We start from the raw sequence: 20,700 nt of genomic DNA, 5'->3' as shown, positions 1-20,700 counted from the left end.
TGTACGAGGAGACGCGGCGCAGGGAGACGTGGTTGCAGGCCTCCTCGGAGATCACCACCAGCCTGCTGTCGGGAGCCGCCTCGCACGACGTGCTCCGCATGCTCGCCGCCAGCGCCCGCAGGATGACCGGCGCCGACGCGGTCATGGTCCTGCTGCCCGAGGCGCCAGGGGAGGGACTGTCGGTGGCCGTCGCCGAGGGCGAGGACGCCGAGGACCTGCTCGGCACCGGCTTCCCGCTGAAGGGAAGCGCCGTCGGCGCCGTCTACACCAACGGGGAGTCCAGGCTCGAGAAGAGCATGTACGACTCCTCCGGCCCTGACGCGCCCGGCCTGCTGGTGCCGCTGGGCACGGCGCTCCCGGTGCGCGGCGTGCTGGCCCTGGTCAAGCAGCCCGGCCGGATGCCGTTCACCGGCGCGAACGTGGAGATGCTCGGCTCCTTCGCCGCGCAGGCCGCGCTGGCCTTCGAACTGGCCGAGGCGCGCAAGGACGCCGAACGGCTCGGCCTGCTGGAGGACCGCGACCGCATCGCCAAGGACCTGCACGACGTGGTCATCCAGCGGCTGTTCGCCGTCGCCATGACGCTGATGGGCGCGGTACGGCTGGTCGAGCACCCTGAGGCGGCCGACCGCGTGCAGCACGCGATCGACGAGCTCGACGAGACCATCAGGCAGATCCGCTCGACCATCTTCGCCTTGCAGGTGCCGCGCGATTCCGGCTCGCCCAGCCTGCGGGCCCGCGTCGTCGACCTCGTCGAGAACGCGCGCGGTCACCTCGGGTTCATGCCCGGCCTGCGCATGGAGGGCCCGCTCGACCACCAGGTGCCCGAGGAGGTCGCCGCCCACCTGCTGGCGGTGCTGCGCGAAGCGCTGTCCAACGTCGTCCGCCATGCCAAGGCCTCCAGGGCGGAGGTGTCGGTCGAGATCGCCGACGGCACGCTCACGCTCGTGGTGCAGGACGACGGCGTGGGGATGGGCGACGGCGGTCACCGCAGCGGCCTGCGCAACCTGGAGGACCGCGCCGCCCAGCTCAACGGCCTGCTGGAGGTCGAGGAGCCGGCCGGCGGCGGCACGCGGATCTGCTGGCGGGTCCCGCTCTGAACCCTCCGCCCGGCGCCTCCCGCCGCGGCGCGCGTCAGCGCCCGCGGTCGGCCTTCAACCTGGCGGCCATGGCCGCGACCTGAGTACGGCGCTGCAGGTTGAGCTTGCCCAGCAGGTTGGAGACGTAGTTCTTGACGGTCTTCTCGGCCAGGTGCAGCCGCTGACCGATCTGCCGGTTGGTGAGGCCCTCGCCGATCAGCTCCAGGATGTGGCGCTCCTGCTCCGACAGCGCCTTGAGCGGGTCGGTCCGGTCGGCCTGCTCGCGCAGCCGCTGCAGCATCGTCGCGGTCGTCTGCGGATCGAGCAGCGACTGCCCCTTCGCCACCGTGCGCACCGCGCCGACCAGGTCGGAGCCGTGGATCTGCTTGAGCACGTACCCCGCGGCGCCCGCCATGACGGCCTCGAACAGCGCGTCGTCGTCGGCATAGGAGGTCAGCATCAGGCACTGCAGTTCGGGCATCTGCGAGCGGACCTCGCGGCAGACGTCGACGCCGTCGCCGTCCGGCAGGCGTACGTCGAGGACCGCCACGTCGGGCCGGAGCGCGGGGATACGAGCCAGGGCCGAGGACGCGGTGCCCGCCTCGCCGACCACCTCGATGTCGTCCTCGGACTCCAGCAGGGCGGCGACGCCCCGTCGTACCACCTCGTGATCGTCGAGGAGGAACACGCGAATCATGATGCCGACGCTATCCATTCGGCATGGGCGCTGGTAGGGACCAAAGTCCCGGACACTTCGGTGGGCGGTGGCGCCACAGGCATCAGATCGACGGGTTGCAATGACGCCATGATGGCGCCATAGTGATGCCATGCACCTCGCGCCGTATGTCGACCGCCTCCACCACGAGCTCGCCGCCTCCGCGGAGGCGGCCGGCGAGGACGCCCGCGCGCTCGCCGAGCGGCTCGTCGTCCCGCTCGACTCCACCGCCAGGCTCGTCCTCCTCGAGGCGCTCTCGACGGCCGCCGTCGAGATCACCCGCGATCTCGCGCCGGGCTCGGTCGAGCTGCGCCTGCGCGGCCGGGATCCCTGCTTCGTCGTGACGCCGCCGCCGGGCGGCCCCGCCGTACCGCCCGCCTCCCACCCGTCCGCCCTCTCCTCGGCCTTCCCGCCCGCTGCCCCGCCCGCCGACGGCGAGGAGAGCGGCACCTCGCGGATCTCCCTGCGCGTCCCCGACCCGCTCAAGCACCGCATCGAGACGGCCGCCGGCGGTGAAGGGCTGTCGGTCAACGCCTGGCTCGTCCGAGCGGCCGGCGCCGCGCTCGACCGCGACGGCGGGCGGCGGCACACCGGCTGGGTGCGCTGAAAGCCGCCCGTTCTTCCTCCCCGACTCCCCCGAAAGGGCCTGAACGTGTCCGAACACACCGGCCGAGACCCCCGCCGCTGGTGGGTCCTCGTCGTCCTCTGCCTGAGCCTGATGGTGCTGGTCATCGACACCACCGTGCTCAACGTCGCCATCCCGTCACTGATGACCGATCTCGGCGCCACCCCCTCCGACATCCAGTGGATCATCAACGCCTACGTGCTGGTCTACGCCGGTCTGCTGCTCACCACGGGCAACCTGTCCGACCGGTACGGCAGGCGCCGCCTGCTCGTCCTCGGCCTGGCCGTGTTCGGCGGCGCCTCCCTGCTGGCCACGCTGGCGACGCAGCCGTGGCATCTGATCTCCGCCCGCGCCCTGATGGGCGTCGGTGGCGCCATGTTGATGCCATCCACGCTGTCCATCCTGATCACCACGTTCGACGACGACGAGCGGCGCAAGGCCATGGCCGCCTGGAGCGTCGTGGCGACGGTCGGCGTGATCGGCGGGCCCACCCTCGGCGGGTTCCTGATCGAGCGCTTCTCGTGGAACTCGGTGTTCCTGCTCAACGTCCCCGTCGCGGTGATCGCGATCGTGGCCGCGTACGCGCTGATGCCCGAACGGCGCGGCCCCGAGCGCAGCCTCGACCCGCTCGGCGTGCTGCTGTCCACCGTCGGGCTGACCGCGCTCGTCTACGTGGTGATCGAGGCGCCCCAGCAGGGCGTGAACCTGCCGGTGGCCGTCATCGCCGCCGTCGCCCTCGGCGGCTTCGCGCTCTGGGAGCGCAGGACGCCGCACCCGATGCTGCCGCTGGAGCTGTTCCGCAGCCGCGACTTCACCGGGGCCTCGTTCTCGATCCTGCTGATGTCGTTCGGCATCGGCGCGGTGATGCTGATGCTCACCCAGTACCTGCAGTTCGTGCTCGGCTACGGGGCCACGCAGGCGGGCCTGGGGCTGCTGCCGTACGCGCTGGCGGCCACGGTCTTCAACTACGTCGGCGTGGCGCTCGGCCAGAAGGTCTCCAACCGGACGCTGGTCGCCGTCGGACTGGCCGTGATGGCCGTCTCCTTCGCGGGCCTGGCCATGACCGGCGGCTACTGGTCGATGTTCGCCTCCATGCTGGTCATGGGGGCCGGTGGCGGCCTGGCGGGGCCGGCCGCCTACACGACGCTGATGGGCGCGGTGCCCGTGGAGCGGGCCGGTGCCGGCTCCGCGCTGAACGACACCGTCCAGCAGGTGGGCATGGCGCTCAGCATCGCCGTCCTCGGCAGCGTGCTGGCCGGGGTCTACACCGCCCGGATGCCGCACTCCGCGCCCGCGGCGGCCCGCGAGTCGATCGGACAGGCGGTCGTGCTGGGTGATCCCGCCGTGCTCGCCGCCGCGCGCGACGCCTTCGGCGCGGCGATGTCGCTCGGCTCGTGGGTGGGCGTGGCCTGCAGCCTGGCGGCCGCGGCCCTGGCGATGGCCGTGCTGCGCCGTACGGCGCCGGCGCCCGCCCCGGCCCCCGCCAGGGAGGACAGCGAGGTCACCGCGTAAACCCCTCAGGACGGCCGGACCGTCGATCCAGCAGGCCGGCGCGGTGCGCGCCCCCGGTCTGCTGGATCCTCTCGTCCAGGCGTCGCCTGGTAGCCGGATTCTGTCAGTAGTGATCTCTACTGTCCCGCGCATGACATCTGCGACGCAGGCGTACAGCTACGCCGCGCCCTCGACTCTGGTGGACGGCCGCCTCGGACTGTCGACGTCCGGCGGCACCGCGCTCAGCGGCCCCGCCCTCGCGCCCCGGTTCTTCAGCGGGGTGGTGACGCAGGCCGCGCCCGCGGCCGCGGCGCTGCTCGGCGTGGCCGACGTGGCCCTGACCCGCTACCACCAGCCCCGTCCGGGCTGGACCCGCGACCCGGTCGTCACGTGCGGCGGCGACCGGCTCAGGTTCGAGTCGTTCTCCGCCTGCGGCGGCGTCTACGCCCGCCTCGACCTGCTCGACGGCGCCCTGGACGGCGAGGTGTTCGACCGGGGCACCACCAACGTCGACGTCAACGGCCCGCTGCGCGAGGCGCTGGCCAGGGTCGGCCCGCGCGACCCGCTCCACCTCGGCGTCGGCGCCGACGAGCTGACCGTGACGACCCTCGACGGCGCGGTCGTGGAGAAGAAGGTGCCGCTGCCCGAGCGCTGGCTGAGGGGCTTCGCCGAGGTGCAGGTGATCGCGGCGGGCATGGATCTGAAGGCCGAGCTGCCGGGGATGAACGCGGTGCGGTTCCTGCGGTCGCTGCCCAAGCGGGCCACGGCCGACCTGTGGGTCACTCCCGTGGGCCGCGAGCTGCGGGTGGGCGACCGGCCCGGCGCGGGCGCGGTGTGCCTGTCCGGCGTGGGCCGCCTGGCGACGCTCCTGCCGCTGCTGCGCTTCGCCAGAAGCCTGCGGGTGTACGGCCCGGCCGGCGGCGCCGGCGGCGCGGCGTCGAGCGCCTGGGAGCTGGAACTGCCCGGCATGCGCTACACCCTCGCCCTGTCGCCGGAGCGCTGGCGCGGTTTCTCGGGGGAGGGCGCGGTGCTGGAGGACCTGTCGTCCGAGGAGGCCGAGGGCGACGCCGACGTGGTCGGCATGCTGCTCAACTTCGAGCCCGAGGTGGAGATCGGCCTGCTGGCCGACCGGGCGGGCCTGCCCACCGCCCGGGTCCGGGCCGCGCTCACCCAGCTGGGTACGGCGGGCCGCGTCGGCTACGACCTGTCCGACGCCGCGCACTTCCACCGCGAGCTGCCCTACGACAGGGAGCACGTGCAGAACCTCAATCCCCGCCTGGCCGCCGCGAAGGCGCTGGTGGCGGCCGGTGCCGTACGGATCGAGGGGGACACGGCGCGGGTGCGGACCGGCGGCGGGGTGCGCGAGGTGAGGGTGAGCGACGGCTCGTGCACCTGCCCGTGGTGGTGGGACCACCGCGGCTCGCGCGGACCGTGCAAGCACGTGCTGGCGGTCAGGATCGCCGCCCGCGCCGACGTGGCGGCCGTGCGATGAGCGTCTGGCAGGAGGTGCGTGACCTCGTCACCGAGCGCAAGACCGTGGCGCTCGCCGACCTGGTGACCACGCTGACCGAGGCCGAGCGGGCCGAGGCGGGCCGCCGGCTGCCGGGCTTCCTCAAGGAGTTGCGCGAGACCGCGACGCGGATGGCCAGGGAGAGCCGGCGGGGCGGGGGTGCCGAGGACGACGCCGCCGAGGACGACGACCCCGAGTGGATGCGGCTGGAGGTGCGCTGGGCGGTGGCCGACGCGGTCAGCGCGTTCGGGCCGCCGCTTCTGGTCGCCGGCGCGGGCACGCTCTCCGCCCCCGCGGCCACGGCCGCCTGGCTGACCCGCCGTGACCTGGTGCCGGCCCCGGACCCGTGGCGTGAAGAACCGGACGAGCTGGACGAGGTGTTCCGCGCGCTGGCCGCGCGCCCCGTCGCCTTCCAGGCCGATGTGGCCGCACGGCTGGCGGCGAAGATCCGCAGGCCGCGCGACCGCGTCGTCCCGCTGGCCCTCGGGGCGCTGCGGGCCTCGGGCGCCGAGCCGCCCGAGCACGACCCGCTCGTGGTCGCCTGGCTGTCGGCCCCTCCCGTGGACGACGACCCGCTGGTCGGCCCGCTGCTGCCGAGGATCTTCCACGCGGAGGGCGCCGGCCGGGCCCTCAGGGACGAACGGCCGAAGCCAGGACCCACCCGCTGGCTCGCCCTGTTCGGGCAGCTCCTGGCGGCGGGCACGGTGTCGCGCGAGGAGATCCTCGACGGCTGCGTGAGCCGGTTCCTGCGCGGCGGCGACGCCATCGACCTGCGCTTCTTCGTCCGCCTGCACGAGCTGGTCGACCCGCGGCCGCACGAGTCGGCCGGGCGGGCCCGCGACTATCTGCGGCTGCTGCCCGCCGCCCCCGGCACGGTCGCCGAGCTGGCGATGGCCCAGCTGCGCCGCACCGGACCCCACGACGCCGCCGACGTCGTCGACGCGGTCGACGCGCTGACCTTCCGTCCCGAGGCCAAGCTGGCCCGCGCCGGCCTGACCTGGCTGGAGGAGGAAGTACGGCAGGCGCCCGCGCGCGCCGCCGACCTGGCGCCCGCGCTCGTCACGGCGTTCTCCCACACCTCCTACGAGGTGCGGCGGCGCGCGGCCGCCCTCGCGGTCAAGCACGCCACCGCGTTCGGCCCGGCCGCTCCGCTGATCGCCGAGGCCGTCCCCGCCCTGCCCGCCGACCTCGGCGCGCAGGTGGCGGCGGTGTTCGGCGGCGACCTCGCGGCCGAGGAGGCACCGGAGCCGTTCACCCCAGCGCCGCTGCCCGTCCTGCCGGGCCCCGGCCGGTTCCCCGCGCCCGCGCTCGACGCGTGGCAGCGGTACCGGCGCGGATGGATGCAGGACGAGCGGTGGCTGTCCGCCTTCGTGGCGGCCGCGGGCGACCGTCCGGCCCTGCGCGCGAAGCTGAAGCGCGCCTTCGACGACCCCGCTCAGCTGGACGACCCCGCTCAGCTGTACGCCAAGGAGCGCTGGACAGAGACCGGCGACTGGATCGCCGCCCTGGTCAGGGAGGTGATCACGCCGGGCGCCGATCCGGGTGTGCCCGCCGCCGAGCCCGCCGACCGGTGGATGCCGACAGCGGGGCCGCACCCGTTGACCGGTCACGAACAGGAGCCCGACCCCGCGGCGGAGCTGCGCAGGCGGCAGCGACTGCCCGACCCGGGGCGGGCCTCGCCGCCGCACCTGTTCCTGCTGCGCCGGCTGAGCGAGATCTACGTGGCCCTGCGGGAGGGAACGCTGCCGCCCGTCCTGCTGGCCACGCCCACCCTGATGACCGGGCACCTGGACCCCGCGACGCTGGTGGACCGGCTCGAGGCGTGCGCCGCCGCCGGTGTCGAGCCGCTGGCCGCCGACCTGGGGCAGGCGCTGCTGCGGCTGCCGCGCGGAGCCCACCCCGCCGCCGCCGAGCGGGCCGCACGCGTGGGCTCGCGGGGAGCCGTCCAGGCCGCCGCCTGGCTGTCCGCGGGCGGCCCGCCCGACCCGGAGACCGGCGTGGCGTGGGCCTACGTCGAGGGCGGCACCCGCCATCTCTTCGAGGAGCGCACGCCCGAAGACGCCACGCAGGTCGAGCTGGTGCCGGTGCTGCGCGCCGAGCCGACCGGGCACGACCTGGTCGACGAGCTGCTGAGCGAGCCGTCGTCCTGGCACTGGGACGACCACAGCAACTCCATGGCCTGGTGGGCGGCGGTCCTGCCGTCGCACCGCGAGGTCGTCGCCGTCAACTACCTGCCCTACCTGCTGTACCGGTGGACCCGCCCCGGGATCTACCCGCCGCACCTGGCGATACTCGCCGACGCCGACGGCCCGGCCGGTGACGCCATCGCGGTCATGCTCGCCTACTTCCTCGCCAAGGGCGAACCGAAGGCGGTGCCGCTGCTGCTGCGGATGGCGGCCCGGGACAGCCTGCCCGCCGAGGCGGTCGGCCGCCAGCTGGCGTTCCTGATCCGCCGCGCCGGATACCCGATCCCTCCGGTGCTGGACTCCCTCGCCGGCGCCGCCCGCCGGGGCGCGCACGAGCAGGTCTGGGACATCCTCAGGGGGATGCTGCCGGTGCTGCTGCCGGGCCGGGGGGAGCGGCCGACCGCCGGCCACACCGCGGCGGTGGCGCTGGCCACCGACGTGGCGGCGTGGACCGGCGCCCGAGGCGAGATCCCGTGCGTGTCCGCTCACGCGGACAGCGGGCGCGGCACCCGCTTCGCCCACGAGTGCGCCCGCCTGCGCGACCGGCTCCGCTGACCGCGGAAGGCCCGCCCGTAGGAGGGGCTCTCCCGGATGGGCTTCGCGCGGGCATTCCCACCCGGCGGCCGGGCGCAGGTCACCGGTCGCCGGTCCAGCGGTCGTGGTGGACGGCGGCGTCCAGCGGGCGGCGCCGTCGCCAGCCGTGCCGTTCCCGGTCAGGGACCTCCTCCAGGTGGGAGACGGGGCCCACGCACAGCCACGCGACCGGTCGCACCACGCCGGGGACGCCCAGCAGGTCCCGCAGAAAGGACTCGCGGTAGAACGACACCCAGCCGACGCCGAGCCCTTCGGCGGTGGCGGCCAGCCACAGGTTCTGGATGGCCAGGCACACCGAGTAGAGCCCGGCATCGGCGATGGCGTGGCGGCCGAGCACCGCGGGCCCGCCCCGGCCAGGGTCGTAGGTGACCACGACGGACAGCGTCGACTCGAGCACCCCGTCGATCTTGATCCGGGCGAACCGCCGGGCGGCCTCGCCGTCGAGGGTGGCCGCGAACGTGTCCCGCTCCTGCCGTACGTGATCGTGGAAGGCGGCGCGGACGGCGCGGTCGCGCACCAGGATGAAGTCCCACGGCTGGGACAGGCCGACGCTGGGCGCCGCGTGCGCGGCCGACAGCACGCGGTGCAGCACCTCGTCGGGCACCGGCGCGCCGGTGAACTCGCCGCGCACGTCGCGGCGGCGGTGGATGACGTCGTACAGCTGGCTGATCATGGGCAGGCTCCCGCTGACTCGCGCCCCCGTGGGGGCGGTGAACGCGAGGCCGGTCTTCGGACTCCCGGATCAACGCCTGCCCGCCGGCCTTCCCAGCCCTGTCGGGCCAGTGACTGCGCTCGCGCGCGTGGGCGGAGGCTCCCCGGTAACCGCGGCGGGCCCGTGCCGGACTCTCACCGGCTTCCCGATTCTCCCCGCGAACGCGGGGCACCTCGCAACAGTTCGCCGGGCAGTACGGTAGCCGATCACTTCACCCGCCCGGTCGGCGAGGTCGGCCGGGACTCCGTCGCCCTGCCCGCGGTAGTGTCACCACGGCCGGTGCGGGCTCGTCCAGGCTTCCTCGCGCGAGGGGGCGGACGCGTGCGCCGCGACGTCTGCCGTGCCTGGACGGCTGTCACCGCCGGGGGGACAGCCGCAGGACGACCCGGTCGGCGGACAGGGACAGCACCTGGACGCCGATGCCGTTGACCGATCCGGTGGTGCCCGCGCCCAGTCGCGCCTGCGAGCTGACGCCTGGACCGGTGCCCTTCACCTTCACCTGGTCGCCGGTGAAGGTGACGGCCAGCCTGGTGATGCCGAAGCGCGAGCTGACGCGGAAGGACACCGCCCGGCTGAGGGAGAGCCTGCACGCGCCGTCGTAGCAGGCGCGCAGGTTGGGCGCGGGGGAGAGGCCGGTGACCGGGGACGCGGCGGACCGGGACGCGGTGCTGACCGGGGGCGCGGCGGTCACCAGCGCGGGGGCGGTCGAAAGGCGACGGGTGGCGGCCGCGGGGGCGGCGGGCAGGGGTGCGGTCGCGCCTGCGGTGATGGGGGGCGGAGGGGCGGTCGCGCCTGCGGTGATGGGGGGCGGAGGGGCGGTGGTGCCTGCGGTGAGGGTCGCGGCGAGAAGCGCGAGGGTGGCGACTGCGAGCGGCATGGTCCTCTCTTCCTACGGTGGGTCGGGTCGGCGGCCGTTCTCCCACCCTGGGTCAGGCGCCACGCTCCGTCCACCCGTTCGGCGCAGGAGGTGGTGCTCGAGGTCGGTTGTGCGGCGAAGAATCCGCTTTGGGAGGCGGCGGGTAAGCGTGGGATGATGGCCGGGCCATGTCAGCCACGATGCCGCTTCGAGCTCTGCGAGCCGCCGCCTTCGCCGCGGTCTCGGTCATGCTCGGCATCGCCGCCCATGTGTTCGCCGGCGGGTCGGTGTCGGCGCCGTCGGTGGTGGTGGCGCTGCTGGTGTCGTTCCTGCCGGCCCAGGCGCTGGCCGGGCGGGAGCGGTCGGCGGCCGTGATCGCCGTGACCCTGGCCGCCACGCAGCTGGTGCTGCACGTGCTGTTCGCCGGCGCCCATGCCGTCGAGCCGGTGGTCGCGGGGCACGCGCACGGCCAGTCCTGGCTGGTGCCGGGCCTCGGCATGCTGGTCATGCACGGATGGGCGATCGGGCTGACGGCGCTGTGGATGTCGCACGGCGAGGCGGCCCTGTGGGCGCTGCTGCGGCGGCTGGCCGTACGGCTGCTCGTCGCGGTGCTGGCGTTCGTCGATCCGGCGGCCCGCACGGCCGTCCCCGCGCCGGCCGAGCGGCCGGTGATCCTGCGTTCCATCCTGCTCGGCCACGAGATGGGCCGGCGCGGCCCTCCTGGCGTCATGCGCACCGTTCCCGCCTGACCTCCCGTTCGAGGAGGCCGATGCGGGCCACCCCGGGAAAGGGGTGCTCCCCGGCGTCCCTGTCGTGACGGGCGCCGGGTCGACATCAGTGCCATGACACCAGTGCCGGCTCAGCCGGAAGAAGGGCTTTCCATGTTCTCGCGCGTCATCGTCGTTGTCATCGGCGTGGCCAGTCTGGCCGCCTGTGGCGTCCAGGAGGCGGCCGACTCCGTTCCGAAGCAGGTCGCCGTGGCCTCGCCGTCCGGGCCGTCCGGATCGTCCGGGCAGTCGGCTGCCGCTTCCGCGCTCACCATCACCGACCCGTGGATCAAGACCACGAAGAAGGGGATGACCGCCGCCTTCGGCACGCTCGTCAACAACTCCGGTACGGCCGTCACCGTCGTGGCGGGCAGCAGCCCCCTGTCGCCGAAGGTGGAGCTGCACGAGGTGGTGGAGTCCGGCGGGAAGATGGTGATGCAGCCGAAGAAGGGCGGCTTCGTCATCCCCGCCAAGAGCTCCCACGTGCTGAAGCCCGGTGGCGACCACATCATGCTCATGGGGGTCACCGAGGAGGTGAAGCCGGGCGCGGAGGTTCCGTTCACGCTCGTCCTCGAGGGCGGCGGCACGTTCGCCTTCACCGCCATGGGCAAGGACTTCGCCGGGGGCAAGGAGGACTACCAGCCCGGCATGGACATGAGTGGCGACCATGGCTGAGCTCGGGCTCGCGGTGAATCGCCGCCGGTTGCTGGCGGGCGGGGCCGTGGCGGCGGTGGCCGCCGTCGCCGGCTCCGCCCCCGCCGCGGGGGCGGGCACGGTCACGGCACCCCCGGTGGTCGCCGACGGCAGGGCGGTCGAGCCGTTCCACGGCCTGCACCAGGCGGGCGTGGCGACCGCGCCACAGGCGCACGCCGTGTTCGTCGGGCTCGACCTGCGCAAGGGCATCGGCCGCGAGGAGGTGTCCAGGATGATGCGGCTGCTGACCGACGACGCCCGGCGGCTGACCCAGGGACGGCCCGCGCTCGCCGACACCGAGCCTGAGCTGGCGGCGCTGCCGTCCAGGCTGACCGTCACGTTCGGGTTCGGCCCCGGCCTGTTCGCCGCGGCCGGGCAGTCCGGGCGGCGGCCCGCGTCGGTGGCCCCGCTGCCCGCCTTCAAGATCGACAAGTTGGAGAAGCGCTGGAGCGGAGGGGACCTGCTCGTCCAGATCTGCGCCGACGATCCGCTCACCGTCGCCCACACGCTGCGGATGGTGGTCAAGGACGCCAGGGCGTTCGCGAAGGTGCGCTGGACCCAGCGCGGGTTCAGGCGGGCCGCGCACACGCAGCCGAGCGGGCTGACCCAGCGCAACGTCATGGGGCAGCTCGACGGGACGGTCAACCCGGTTTCCGGCACGCCGGAGTTCGAGCGGGCGGTCTGGATCCCGGCGGAGGGCGGCCGGCTGCAGGGAGGCACCACCCTGGTGCTGCGGCGGATCAGGGCCGAGATGGAGACGTGGGACGCCGCCGACACCGTGGCCAAGGAGTTCACGGTGGGCCGCCGCCTGGCCGACGGCGCCCCGCTGACCGGCGGGCGCGAGCACGACGCGCCCGACTACGCCAAGCTCACCCCCGCCGGATTCCCCGTCATTTCCGAGTACGCGCACATCCGCCGGGCCCACGTCGCCGACCCGAACCTGCGGATGCTGCGCCGGGTCTACAACTACGACGAGGGCGTCGCGGCCGACGGCCGCGCCGACACCGGGTTGCTGTTCGCCTCCTACCAGGCCGACATCGCCCGCCAGTTCGTGCCCGTGCAGGAACGGCTGGCCGAGGCGGACCTGCTGAACGAATGGACCACGCCGATCGGTTCGGCGGTTTTCGCCATACCGCCGGGCTGCGGCCCTGACGGCTGGATCGGAGAGGGGCTGCTGTCATGAGCAAGGGATCGGTTCGCAGGGGCCTCGTGCTGGTGGCCGCCTGCTGGTTGCTGGTGGTGCTCGGTGCCACGCCGGCGCTGGCGCACGACCGGCTCAAGAGCAGCTCGCCGGCCAGGAACGCCACGGTGGCGTCCGTGGAGGAGATCGAGCTGGAGTTCACCTCCTCGGTACGGCTGCCCGCGATCGTGCTGCACGACAGTGACGGCTCGGCCGTCACCCTCAGGAAGCCGAAGGTGGATGACAAGATCGTCACCGTGGCGGTGCCGGAGCCGCTGCCTGCCGGGCGGTACGTCATCGGGTGGCGCGTGGTCTCCACCGACGGGCACCCGATCGAGGGGGAGATCCCGTTCTCGGTGAAGGGCGGCCCCTCGGCCACCCCGACGCCGGCCGCCTCGGCCGCACCGTCCTCCTCGGGGGACCCCGCGACCGCCGCATCGGCGGAAGCCACGCCCGCCGTCTCTGGAGAGGCCACGCCGGGATCGTCGGCGGAAGCCGCGCCGGATTCCTCGGCGGTGCCCGCGCCCGCGGTGACCGGGTCCTCTCCGGGGGCGCCGGACGCGGTGGCCGCCACCCCGGCCGCGAATCCGGCAGCCGATGGCGTGCCGGTGTGGTTGTGGGCGACGGCCGGCGTCCTGGCGGTGGCCGGCGGCGCCCTGCTGCTGCTCAGGCGCCGCCGGGAGGAGCCCGACGAGGAGGAGTGACCCGGGCGGACGCTTCAGGTGGGGATCGGCGGGTTGTGCCTGGAGTACCCGCCGAACTCCCAGCGCAGCGGCGAGGCCGCCGTCACCTCCACCACGCCGTCCACCTCGAAACGGACCGTGCGCTCGGCGCCCCATTCGACGCGCGCCCGCCCCGTGACGTGCAGGGCGTCGCCGGTGTCCCAGTCGGGGAACAGCAGGCCGCAGGCAGGGTCGAGCTCCAGGTTGCCCAGCGTCATGTACATCGAGTTGCCCACGTAGTCGGGCCAGGCCAGGTGCCGTTCGTCCAGCACCGTGACGAATCCGGGGTTGCCGCCGCGATGCGAGGCGTCGGCGCCGAGCCCTTCGGCGTGGGTGGCCACGAAGAAGGTGTCCGCCTCGGAGATCCACTCCTGCTGCCGCCCGCTGAGCGTGTTCGAGGTACGGGCGGCGGGGGAGGTGACGGCCGGTCCTGGGATGATCGTTCTGGCCTGGATGTACTTGGGGCAGTTGCTGTAGACCTGTTCGGTGTGCACGAGCAGGCCGGCGCCGGCCGCGTGCGCGGTGCCGTTGACCCGCATCCTGCGCCGGGTGGCGGGTTCGATGGCGATCATGCCGATCTCGTGTTCGCTGGCGAACGCCCCGGCCAGCGGGTCGCCGGGCCCCGGCAGGGCGCCCACCATGATGCGCCGCTCGTCCAGCGCCTGGGCGAAGCCTTCAGGGCCGGTCAGCGCGCCGGCCCACATCCGGCCGTGGGTGTCGGCGGCGGCGACGACGAGCAGGCGCTGCCGGCTCAGGAAGTCGGCGGCCACCTCGGGGATCTCCGGCCGGGCCCGGGCCGATCCCCACGTCCCCGCCCTGGGCACTCCCGCCCGGCGCTGGACGGCGGCCTCTCCGGGGTGCTCCATGGCCTAGAAGAACCCGCACGTGGGGGCGGAGCCGCTGGGGGCCGGGCGGTCGCCCGCGGCGTCGGGGGCGTAGATCTCCAGGCGGATGCCGTCGGGGTCCTCGAAGAACAGGCCGCCGGAGGAGGCGCCCTCGCGGTGCGGAACGATGCCGCCGTGGTGGATGGTCGCGCCGATCTCGCGCAGCACCGCCTCGGCCTGCTGGACCTCGTGCAGGCTCGCGACCTGGAACGACAGGTGGTGCAGCCCGGGCTGCGCGGTGGGGAAGCGGCCCTCGCTCTGCCGCCACAGGGTGAGCCTCAGGGCGCCGTCCTGGGCGAGGAAGGCGAACTCCTTGCCGTCCTGGTCGGACCTGCCGCTCACCTCGAAGCCGAAGACACGCTGGTAGAAGTCGGCCGAGCGGTCGAGGTCGGTGACGTTGAGGCCGATGTGGCCGGTCTGGAAGGTGGACATCGAGAACTCCTCCGTCGATTCGATACCCACGAATATAACGGAGTTTGACGCGTTATCCCATTAGAAGTTTGTGGCGTGCGTCACTCAATCCCCCTTGTGGGCGCGGTAGTGGCGCGCGGCCCTGGCCCGGTTGCCGCACGCCGTCGAGCACCATTCCTGGCGCGGGTGCTCCTTGACGAAATACAGCACGCACCGAGGAGCGGGGCAGGTGCGCAGCTCCGCGACCTCGGGACCGGCCAGGAACCGCAGGGCGGCCTGTGCGAGGCGCGCGGCCAGGAACGCCGACGGAGGTCCGACGGGCACGAGCGACAGCGCCGGCCCGTCCTCGTCCCAGGCCAGCTGAGGCGCTGACGGTACGGCGAGCGCCGCCGCGTTCACCTGGGCGAGCGCCAGGTCGAAGGCGGGCAGCCGGGCGGCGTCGGCCGCGCTGGGCGGCCTCGGCGCGACGGCCCTGGCGAACAGCGCCCTGACGGCCAGCCGCAGCTCGACGACCTGGCGCCACTGCTCGGACATGGCGGTGAAGCCAGGATCCAGGTCCAGCTCGCCGGCGCGCGAGCGGGCCCACGCGGTGAGCGCGTCGGGATCGGACAGGGCGTCGAGGAGACCGCTGCGCGTCGCGCGGATCGTGCTGACGAAGTCGAGGGCGAGCATCCCTCCAGGCTAATGGGTGATATGCGGTCTCCCCGTTAGGCGGAGCAGGGTCCGGCTGCTCCGGCGCCCGGCCGCGCTAGTCGAGACAGGGCTCGGCGTGCGGCCCGCCCTTGAGCTCGTGGAAACCCGGGGTCGCCGCGACCAGCAGGGTGGCGTCCCAGAGCCGGCCGGCGGCCTCCCCTCTGGGAATGCGGGACATCACCGGACCGAAGAAGGCGACGTCACCCGTCGCGATGATCGGGGTGCCGACGTGGTTGCCGACCCGGCTCACACCGTCGGCGGTCGAGGCCCGCAGGTGGTCGTCGTACGACGTCGTGGTGGCGGCCTCGGCCAGCTCCTCGGGCAGGCCGGCGGCGGCCAGCGCGGGGGCGAGGTCCCAGCCGCCGAGATCGTGCAGGGTCTCGTAGAAGCGGCCGAGCGCCGCCGTGCCGTACCGGAGCTCGACAGCCGCGCACACCCGTGCCGGGTACCAGAGGTAGCCCTCGGTGTCGCCTTCCGGGTTCACCTCGAGGTGCTCGTTGAGCGCGGACAGGCTGAGCAGCCGCCAGCGGATCTCGATCGGGCGCACCCGGGCGGCCTCGGCCAGCCATCGCGAGGTCACCCAGGTGTACGGACACGTCGGGTCGAACCAGAAGTCAGTGATCACAGCACGAAAGTACCGACTCGGCCGCGCCCGCTTCAGGAAAGTCGCACCACCGGGCTCGAGAGGAGGTCAGCGACGGGAGAGCAGCCAGGGGTCGCGCAGGTCGTAGAAGACCAGCTCGCTCTCGTACAGCGCCATCTCCTCGTCGAAGAGCTCCTTCAGATCGGCGGGAGGCTGCTTGCGCTCGCCCTCCCTGGCCGCCGACTCGGAGGTGAAGTAGATGGCCTGGGTGAACGAGCCGTCGTCGTACAGGGCCGCGATGCCGCCCAGGACGTCGGGGCGGAAGTTGCTGAACTGCGCCTCGTACAGCTCGTTGAGCTCGCGCAGCCGCCGCACGTCGCGCACCCTGCCCTCGATCACCTGCACGAAGCCCGCCTCGTCCGAGCCGCCGCCGAGGAACGGCACGACCTCGGCGGAGTCGTGGAAGACGATGTCGCCGCTGAGCAGCTTGGAGGTCTCCATCCACCACTGGTGCTGCTCGGAGCGCCCGCTGTTGGCGCGGGCGGCGTCCTCGGACTCGAAGCGGGCCAGGTTGACGAAGGTCCCGTCGTCGGTGACGCCCGCGGTCGTGCCGAGCCATCCCGGCGCGCCGGAGGACAGCTCCTCGACCCACCGGTCGAGCGCGGCGCGCAGCTGGCCGGGGTCGCCGGTGCGGCCCTTGATGACCTGGATGAACATGATGACCTCCGCCTTCCCCGCCCCTCCCGATCTCCGAGGCTACGGTGGCCGCACCGCCCGGTCGAGCCGCGCCGATGCAGGGTTGGGACAAGCAATGGCAAACGCGTGGAGGCGGCCGGCCCGGTGGGGAGGCGGGCCCCGCCGAGCCGGGAGCGCTACGGCCGGCTCGACGGCGTGGCGTACTCGGCGGCGCCACCCGAGAAGTCGTACACCACGCACTGCTGGTCGCCGACCACCCACGCGTCGTGGCCGGGCGGGCAGACGAAGACGTCGCCGGGCCCCATCTCGGCCTCGGCGCCGTCGTTCATGCGGATGCGGAGCCTGCCGGAGACGACGAAGCCGTTGTGGTGGACCTCGCACGAGTCGGTGCCCGCGATGGGTCTGACCGACTCCGACCAGCGCCACCCGGGCTCGAACGTGGCCACGCCGAAAGCCAGGCCGGTCAGGTGGCATACCTCCAGGTGACCGTTCGGGAAGTCGCGACGCTCGTCCGGCTTGTCGATGCTCTTGACCTCGATCATGACGTCCCCCCTTCCGTCGGCTCCAGTCTCGCACCGGGCCATGGGCCCAACAACCTGCCCGCTCAGGCGTCGGCCGGCCGCGGCAGCGCGGCCATCAGCGCCACCAGGACGATCGCCACCGGCACGCCCCAGGCGAGCACCTCGGGGATCGCCGCGCCGACGCCCCGGCCGTGCGACTGCCGGGCGAGCAGGCTGCCGAAGAGCGCGACGCCGAGCGACAGGCCAAGCCCGCGTGCCGACAGCGCGGCCGACGTGACGGCGGCCAGGTCCGCGGGGACGGCGGCGTTCTGCGCGACGACCACCAGGTTCTGCATCAGCAGCCCGAACCCGAGGCCGAGCACGCCGAACTCCACGGCCACCAGCGCGTACGGGGTGCCGGGCTCGAGCCGGCTCAGCAGCGCGAAGCCCGCCACCACGATCACCGCCCCGGCGACCAGGTAAGGCTGGGGACGGCCGGCGACGCGCGCCCCCGACACCGAGGCGACCGCCATGAACGTGATGACGTACGGCGTGAGCGCCAGGCCCGCCTGCATGGCGCCCATGCCGTAGGTGGCCTGCAGGTAGCCGGGCAGGTACACGATCGAGCCGCCGAGCAGCGCGCCGAGCAGGGCGGTGGCCGCCAGCGTGACGCGCAGCGCCGGGACGGCGAACAGCCGCGGCGGCAGCAGCGGGTTGTCCGCGCGGCGCTGCCGCCACACGAACAGCGCCAGCAGCGCCGCGCAGGTCGCGGCCGGCGTGAGGACCGCGCCGGAGGTCCACGCGTGGACCCGCCCGCCCCATTCGGCCACCAGCAGCAGGCTCACCGTCGCGCCCGCGAGCAGCACCCCGCCCGCGACGTCGATCCTGCCGCCGCCGGGTGTGGGCAGCCGCAGGGCGAGGCCGACGAGCGCGATGCTGAGCAGGCCCAGCGGGAGGTTGACGAAAAAGATCCAGCGCCAGCCAGCGAGGTCGGTGATCGCGCCGCCGGCCAGCGGGCCGCCGATGCTGGCCAGCGCGAAGACCCCGCCGGTCAGGCCCTGGACCCTGCCGCGCAGGCGCTGGGGGTACAGCTCCGACAGCGCGATCGTCGGCAGCACGAACAGCGCGCCCGCGCCGATGCCCTGGACGGTTCTGGCGGCCACCAGCTCGGGCAGGGTCCGCGCCAGGCCGCACAGCATCGAGCCGGCCAGGAAGACGGCCACCGCGGTGACGAAGACGGCGCGGCGCCCGAACCGGTCGCTGACGCGCCCGTAGAGCGCGCCGGTGGTGGTCGAGGCCAGCACGTAGGAGGTGACGATCCAGCCGATCGCGTCCGTGCCGCCGAGGTCGGCGGCGATGTCCGGCAGCGCGATGGCGACCACCGTCTGGTCCAGGACCGACAGCAGCATGCCGATGAGCAGTCCGGCGGTGGCCGGCGCCACGCGCGCGGGCGTGCTCCTGGCGAGGTGGGTGGTGCTCACGGCGCTCATCCCTTCGCGCCGGCGAACGGGCCGGGCAGGCCGAAGTCGTCGCCGAGCAGGTCCTGGTCCAACGCGGCCCCGGCGACGGCGCCGCTGGCCGCGGCGGCCACGACCGCGGCCAGCGGCACGGGTACGGTGGCCCGCCGTGCCATGTCGCCGGCCGCGTAGACGCCGTGCACGCTGGACCGGGCGAACTCGTCGACCTCGATGCACCCGTCGGCGAAGGTCGCGCAGCCGAGTCGGGCGGCCAGGTCGGAGCGCTGGCGCGGCGCGTTGACGACGAACACCGCCTCCCTGGCCAGCGGCGGTCCGCTCTCGAACACGATCTGGTCGAGCCGGTCGCCGCTCCCCTCCAGCCTGGCGACGGCCTCGCAGCGTACCGCGACGCCGTTCGCCTCCAGCGTGGCCCGCTGGGCGGGGTCGAGCGGCCGGCCGTCGGTGCACAGCGTGACGTCGGCGGCCAGGCGGGTGAGCTGCAGCGCCAGCCGTACCCGTGCCGGCTCGGCGCCGAGGACCGCGACGGTCCTGCCGGTGCACTCGTAGCCGTGGCAGTAGGGGCAGTGGAAGGCCGAGCGGCCCCACAGCGGGCCGACGCCGCGCGGGCCGGGCAGGTCGTCGGCCAGTCCGGTGGCCAGCAGCAGCCGCCTGGCCTGTGCCGTGCCGCCGCCGGACAGCTGGAGGCGGAAGCCGGCCCGTACGCCGGTCACGGTCTCCTCGCGGACCTCGACGGTGGCGTAGGCCGACAGCTCCTGCCTGCCGAGCTCTCGCAGCCGGGAGGGCGGCGTGCCGTCCCTGGTCAGGAAGTTGTGCACGGCCTCGGCGGGGGCGTTGCGGCCGTGGCCGGCGTCGAGGAGGAGCACGCTGCGGCGCATCCGGCCCAGGGTCAGGGCCGCGGCCATGCCGGCGGGACCGCCGCCGACGACCGCGACATCGAAGATGTTTGACATGCGCGCAAGTCTGCAAGTTAATGTCAACATGAAGTCAAGTGGCTCGATGCGCATCGGGGAGCTGGCCGAGCGGTTCGATCTGGCGCCGCACGTGCTGCGCCACTGGGAGGCGATGGGCCTGCTGACCCCTGCCACCAGGGTGAACGGCAGGCGCCTCTACACCCGCGACCATGTCGTCAGGGTGCTGACGATCATCCGGGCGAAGGCGGCGGGGATGAGCCTGGAGCAGGTGGGGGAGGTCCTCAACTCGGCCGGCCACGCCGAGCGCACGGCGATCCTCGAGCGGCACCACGCCGAGCTGGAGCGGCGGCTGCGCGAGATCGCCGCGTCCAAGGCGCTGATCGAGCACATCATGCAGTGCACGGCCGACGACTTCACCCGCTGCCCCGGCTACCTGCGCGTGGCCGAGAGCGCGGCGGGCCTGACCGACCCCGGCCAGGCCACCTGCGTGGTCAGGGCGGATCCGCCCGCGTGACCAGGCCCTGAGCCGGCGGGCAGGGCGTCAGCCGGGCAGGGTCTCGCCGCCGACCGGGGCCAGGATCTCGCCGGTGTAGTAGGACGACAGCCGTTCGGCGGCGAAGAACACGTACGAGGGCGCGATCTCGTCGGGGTCGGCCGCCCGCTGCATCGGGGCCTGCTTGCCGAACTGCTCCACCTTCTCCTGCGGGAACGTGGCCGGGATCAGCGGCGTCCAGACCGGACCCGGAGCGACCGCGTTGACCCGGATGTGCCGTTCGATCAGGGTCTGCGCCATGGAGTAGGTGAAAGCGTTGATCGCGCCCTTGGTGGCGGCGTAGTCGATGAGCGACTTGTTGCCGCGCAGGCCGTTGATGGAGGAGGTGTTGATGATCGCGCTGCCCTCGCGCAGGTGCGGCAGCGCCGCCTTGGTCACGCGGAAGTAGCTGTGGATGTTGACCGCGAACGTGTGCTCCCACTGCTCGTCGGTCAGCTCCTCCAACGCGTCGACCGGCTTCTGGTAGGCGACGTTGTTCACGACGATGTCCAGCCCGCCCAGCTCGGCCACCGCCTGCTCGACCACCGCGATGCAGTGGTCGGGGTCGGCCAGGTCGCCCGGCAGCAGCACGCACCGCCGGCCCTCGGCCTCCACCACTTTCCTGGTGTGGTTGGCGTCCTCGTGCTCGCTCAGATAGGCGATGGCCACGTCGGCGCCCTCCTTGGCGAACGCGACGGCGACGGCCCTGCCGATCCCCGAGTCACCCCCGGTGATCAGTGCTTTCTTGCCGCGCAGCAGGTCACGGCCCGCGTAGCCGCGCATCTCGTCGCGCGGCTCCGGCGACATCTGGCCGGTCGTGCCCGGGTACTGCTGGCGCTGGGCGGGCGGTGTGGCATTCGGTTCTTCTGGCATGACGTGCGATTG

At 73.7% G+C, this 20,700-nt stretch carries 22 protein-coding genes and 1 riboswitch; of the genes, 10 read left to right on the top strand and 12 right to left on the bottom strand.

Annotated elements, in window-relative coordinates:
* The coding region (locus tag ACWENQ_RS38160) for a sensor histidine kinase (protein ID WP_452418609.1) at window positions 1-1,097 on the top strand (1,097 nt) is incomplete at its 5' end.
* Between the two features lie 34 nt (window positions 1,098-1,131).
* On the opposite strand, the gene ACWENQ_RS38155 is transcribed toward ACWENQ_RS38160, so the two are convergent.
* Window positions 1,132-1,773 carry a response regulator transcription factor gene (locus tag ACWENQ_RS38155; RefSeq protein WP_354911991.1) on the bottom strand — a complete coding sequence of 214 codons (642 nt, stop codon included), beginning with the start codon at window positions 1,771-1,773 and terminating at the stop codon, window positions 1,132-1,134.
* A gap of 130 nt (window positions 1,774-1,903) precedes the next feature.
* Between ACWENQ_RS38155 and ACWENQ_RS38150 the strand changes: the two genes are divergently transcribed.
* From ACWENQ_RS38150 to ACWENQ_RS38135, 4 genes are all read left to right on the top strand, one after another.
* A complete protein-coding gene (locus ACWENQ_RS38150; RefSeq protein WP_452418607.1) occupies window positions 1,904-2,398 on the top strand; it encodes a hypothetical protein in 495 nt (164 codons plus the stop codon).
* A gap of 45 nt (window positions 2,399-2,443) precedes the next feature.
* On the top strand, window positions 2,444-3,928 hold the full coding sequence (locus ACWENQ_RS38145; protein ID WP_449929759.1) for an MFS transporter: 1,485 nt from the start codon (window positions 2,444-2,446) through the stop codon (window positions 3,926-3,928).
* Window positions 3,929-4,058: 130 nt separating this feature from the next.
* On the top strand, window positions 4,059-5,399 hold the full coding sequence (locus ACWENQ_RS38140) for an SWIM zinc finger family protein (RefSeq protein ID WP_452418605.1): 1,341 nt from the start codon (window positions 4,059-4,061) through the stop codon (window positions 5,397-5,399).
* Complete coding sequence (locus ACWENQ_RS38135) at window positions 5,396-8,158, top strand: hypothetical protein (RefSeq protein ID WP_452418604.1); 2,763 nt, start codon at window positions 5,396-5,398, stop codon at window positions 8,156-8,158. Before ACWENQ_RS38140 ends, ACWENQ_RS38135 begins: the two co-directional genes overlap by 4 nt.
* A gap of 79 nt (window positions 8,159-8,237) precedes the next feature.
* On the opposite strand, the gene bluB is transcribed toward ACWENQ_RS38135, so the two are convergent.
* Both bluB and ACWENQ_RS38125 read right to left on the bottom strand, forming a co-directional pair.
* Window positions 8,238-8,870: a 5,6-dimethylbenzimidazole synthase gene (gene bluB, locus ACWENQ_RS38130; RefSeq protein ID WP_452418602.1), complete on the bottom strand. Its 633-nt coding sequence runs from the start codon at window positions 8,868-8,870 to the stop codon at window positions 8,238-8,240.
* A 30-nt stretch (window positions 8,871-8,900) separates the two neighbouring features.
* Window positions 8,901-9,095: riboswitch (cobalamin riboswitch) on the bottom strand.
* A gap of 169 nt (window positions 9,096-9,264) precedes the next feature.
* On the bottom strand, window positions 9,265-9,786 hold the full coding sequence (locus ACWENQ_RS38125; protein WP_452418600.1) for a hypothetical protein: 522 nt from the start codon (window positions 9,784-9,786) through the stop codon (window positions 9,265-9,267).
* 179 nt (window positions 9,787-9,965) lie between these two features.
* Here ACWENQ_RS38125 and ACWENQ_RS38120 point away from each other — a divergent pair, with 179 nt between their 5' ends.
* The 4 genes from ACWENQ_RS38120 to ACWENQ_RS38105 all read left to right on the top strand — a co-directional run bounded on the left by ACWENQ_RS38120 (window position 9,966) and on the right by ACWENQ_RS38105 (window position 13,109).
* Entirely contained in the window at window positions 9,966-10,514 is a 549-nt protein-coding gene (locus ACWENQ_RS38120) for an MFS transporter (RefSeq protein ID WP_452418599.1), read from the top strand.
* A 132-nt stretch (window positions 10,515-10,646) separates the two neighbouring features.
* Complete coding sequence (locus ACWENQ_RS38115; protein WP_452418597.1) at window positions 10,647-11,207, top strand: copper chaperone PCu(A)C; 561 nt, start codon at window positions 10,647-10,649, stop codon at window positions 11,205-11,207.
* Window positions 11,200-12,408 carry a Dyp-type peroxidase gene (locus tag ACWENQ_RS38110; RefSeq protein ID WP_452418596.1) on the top strand — a complete coding sequence of 403 codons (1,209 nt, stop codon included), beginning with the start codon at window positions 11,200-11,202 and terminating at the stop codon, window positions 12,406-12,408. Before ACWENQ_RS38115 ends, ACWENQ_RS38110 begins: the two co-directional genes overlap by 8 nt.
* Window positions 12,405-13,109 (top strand): copper resistance CopC family protein, encoded by a 705-nt coding sequence (locus tag ACWENQ_RS38105; RefSeq protein WP_452418594.1) that lies wholly within the window; start codon window positions 12,405-12,407, stop codon window positions 13,107-13,109. Before ACWENQ_RS38110 ends, ACWENQ_RS38105 begins: the two co-directional genes overlap by 4 nt.
* 14 nt (window positions 13,110-13,123) lie before the next feature.
* Here the strand turns inward: ACWENQ_RS38105 and ACWENQ_RS38100 are convergent, their stop codons facing one another.
* The 8 genes from ACWENQ_RS38100 to ACWENQ_RS38065 all read right to left on the bottom strand — a co-directional run bounded on the left by ACWENQ_RS38100 (window position 13,124) and on the right by ACWENQ_RS38065 (window position 19,322).
* Window positions 13,124-13,993: a pyridoxamine 5'-phosphate oxidase family protein gene (locus ACWENQ_RS38100; protein WP_452418593.1), complete on the bottom strand. Its 870-nt coding sequence runs from the start codon at window positions 13,991-13,993 to the stop codon at window positions 13,124-13,126.
* 3 nt (window positions 13,994-13,996) lie between these two features.
* A complete protein-coding gene (locus tag ACWENQ_RS38095) occupies window positions 13,997-14,443 on the bottom strand; it encodes a VOC family protein (RefSeq protein ID WP_452418614.1) in 447 nt (148 codons plus the stop codon).
* An 84-nt stretch (window positions 14,444-14,527) separates the two neighbouring features.
* Window positions 14,528-15,094 (bottom strand): CGNR zinc finger domain-containing protein, encoded by a 567-nt coding sequence (locus ACWENQ_RS38090; RefSeq protein ID WP_452418591.1) that lies wholly within the window; start codon window positions 15,092-15,094, stop codon window positions 14,528-14,530.
* Between the two features lie 76 nt (window positions 15,095-15,170).
* Complete coding sequence (locus ACWENQ_RS38085) at window positions 15,171-15,740, bottom strand: mycothiol-dependent nitroreductase Rv2466c family protein (protein WP_452418589.1); 570 nt, start codon at window positions 15,738-15,740, stop codon at window positions 15,171-15,173.
* Window positions 15,741-15,806: 66 nt separating this feature from the next.
* On the bottom strand, window positions 15,807-16,415 hold the full coding sequence (locus ACWENQ_RS38080) for a hypothetical protein (protein ID WP_449929735.1): 609 nt from the start codon (window positions 16,413-16,415) through the stop codon (window positions 15,807-15,809).
* A 155-nt stretch (window positions 16,416-16,570) separates the two neighbouring features.
* The gene (locus ACWENQ_RS38075) at window positions 16,571-16,936 is read right to left on the bottom strand and encodes a cupin domain-containing protein (RefSeq protein ID WP_452418588.1); all 366 of its coding nucleotides are present in this window, start codon (window positions 16,934-16,936) and stop codon (window positions 16,571-16,573) included.
* Window positions 16,937-16,998: 62 nt separating this feature from the next.
* Window positions 16,999-18,375, bottom strand: a complete 1,377-nt coding sequence (locus tag ACWENQ_RS38070) for a DHA2 family efflux MFS transporter permease subunit (RefSeq protein ID WP_452418587.1) — start codon at window positions 18,373-18,375, stop codon at window positions 16,999-17,001.
* A 5-nt stretch (window positions 18,376-18,380) separates the two neighbouring features.
* The gene (locus ACWENQ_RS38065; protein WP_452418585.1) at window positions 18,381-19,322 is read right to left on the bottom strand and encodes an NAD(P)/FAD-dependent oxidoreductase; all 942 of its coding nucleotides are present in this window, start codon (window positions 19,320-19,322) and stop codon (window positions 18,381-18,383) included.
* 28 nt (window positions 19,323-19,350) lie between these two features.
* Between ACWENQ_RS38065 and ACWENQ_RS38060 the strand changes: the two genes are divergently transcribed.
* Window positions 19,351-19,797: a helix-turn-helix domain-containing protein gene (locus tag ACWENQ_RS38060; RefSeq protein WP_354911944.1), complete on the top strand. Its 447-nt coding sequence runs from the start codon at window positions 19,351-19,353 to the stop codon at window positions 19,795-19,797.
* A gap of 27 nt (window positions 19,798-19,824) precedes the next feature.
* Here the strand turns inward: ACWENQ_RS38060 and ACWENQ_RS38055 are convergent, their stop codons facing one another.
* Window positions 19,825-20,688 carry an SDR family oxidoreductase gene (locus ACWENQ_RS38055; protein WP_452418584.1) on the bottom strand — a complete coding sequence of 288 codons (864 nt, stop codon included), beginning with the start codon at window positions 20,686-20,688 and terminating at the stop codon, window positions 19,825-19,827.
* Window positions 20,689-20,700 lie beyond the last annotated feature (12 nt).

The sequence above is a fragment of the Nonomuraea sp. NPDC004354 genome (assembly GCF_053602555.1).
This window is presented reverse-complemented; position numbering and strand designations above follow the sequence as displayed.

Coding starts and splice junctions, on each gene's coding strand:
- ACWENQ_RS38155 (WP_354911991.1), bottom strand. CDS start 1,773: ATGATTCGCGTGTTCCTCCTCGACGATCACGAGGTGGTACGACGGGGC.
- ACWENQ_RS38150 (WP_452418607.1), top strand. CDS start 1,904: ATGCACCTCGCGCCGTATGTCGACCGCCTCCACCACGAGCTCGCCGCC.
- ACWENQ_RS38140 (WP_452418605.1), top strand. CDS start 4,059: ATGACATCTGCGACGCAGGCGTACAGCTACGCCGCGCCCTCGACTCTG.
- ACWENQ_RS38135 (WP_452418604.1), top strand. CDS start 5,396: ATGAGCGTCTGGCAGGAGGTGCGTGACCTCGTCACCGAGCGCAAGACC.
- bluB (WP_452418602.1), bottom strand. CDS start 8,870: ATGATCAGCCAGCTGTACGACGTCATCCACCGCCGCCGCGACGTGCGC.
- ACWENQ_RS38125 (WP_452418600.1), bottom strand. CDS start 9,786: ATGCCGCTCGCAGTCGCCACCCTCGCGCTTCTCGCCGCGACCCTCACC.
- ACWENQ_RS38120 (WP_452418599.1), top strand. CDS start 9,966: ATGCCGCTTCGAGCTCTGCGAGCCGCCGCCTTCGCCGCGGTCTCGGTC.
- ACWENQ_RS38115 (WP_452418597.1), top strand. CDS start 10,647: ATGTTCTCGCGCGTCATCGTCGTTGTCATCGGCGTGGCCAGTCTGGCC.
- ACWENQ_RS38110 (WP_452418596.1), top strand. CDS start 11,200: ATGGCTGAGCTCGGGCTCGCGGTGAATCGCCGCCGGTTGCTGGCGGGC.
- ACWENQ_RS38105 (WP_452418594.1), top strand. CDS start 12,405: ATGAGCAAGGGATCGGTTCGCAGGGGCCTCGTGCTGGTGGCCGCCTGC.
- ACWENQ_RS38100 (WP_452418593.1), bottom strand. CDS start 13,993: ATGGAGCACCCCGGAGAGGCCGCCGTCCAGCGCCGGGCGGGAGTGCCC.
- ACWENQ_RS38095 (WP_452418614.1), bottom strand. CDS start 14,443: ATGTCCACCTTCCAGACCGGCCACATCGGCCTCAACGTCACCGACCTC.
- ACWENQ_RS38090 (WP_452418591.1), bottom strand. CDS start 15,094: ATGCTCGCCCTCGACTTCGTCAGCACGATCCGCGCGACGCGCAGCGGT.
- ACWENQ_RS38080 (WP_449929735.1), bottom strand. CDS start 16,415: ATGTTCATCCAGGTCATCAAGGGCCGCACCGGCGACCCCGGCCAGCTG.
- ACWENQ_RS38075 (WP_452418588.1), bottom strand. CDS start 16,936: ATGATCGAGGTCAAGAGCATCGACAAGCCGGACGAGCGTCGCGACTTC.
- ACWENQ_RS38065 (WP_452418585.1), bottom strand. CDS start 19,322: ATGTCAAACATCTTCGATGTCGCGGTCGTCGGCGGCGGTCCCGCCGGC.
- ACWENQ_RS38060 (WP_354911944.1), top strand. CDS start 19,351: ATGAAGTCAAGTGGCTCGATGCGCATCGGGGAGCTGGCCGAGCGGTTC.
- ACWENQ_RS38055 (WP_452418584.1), bottom strand. CDS start 20,688: ATGCCAGAAGAACCGAATGCCACACCGCCCGCCCAGCGCCAGCAGTAC.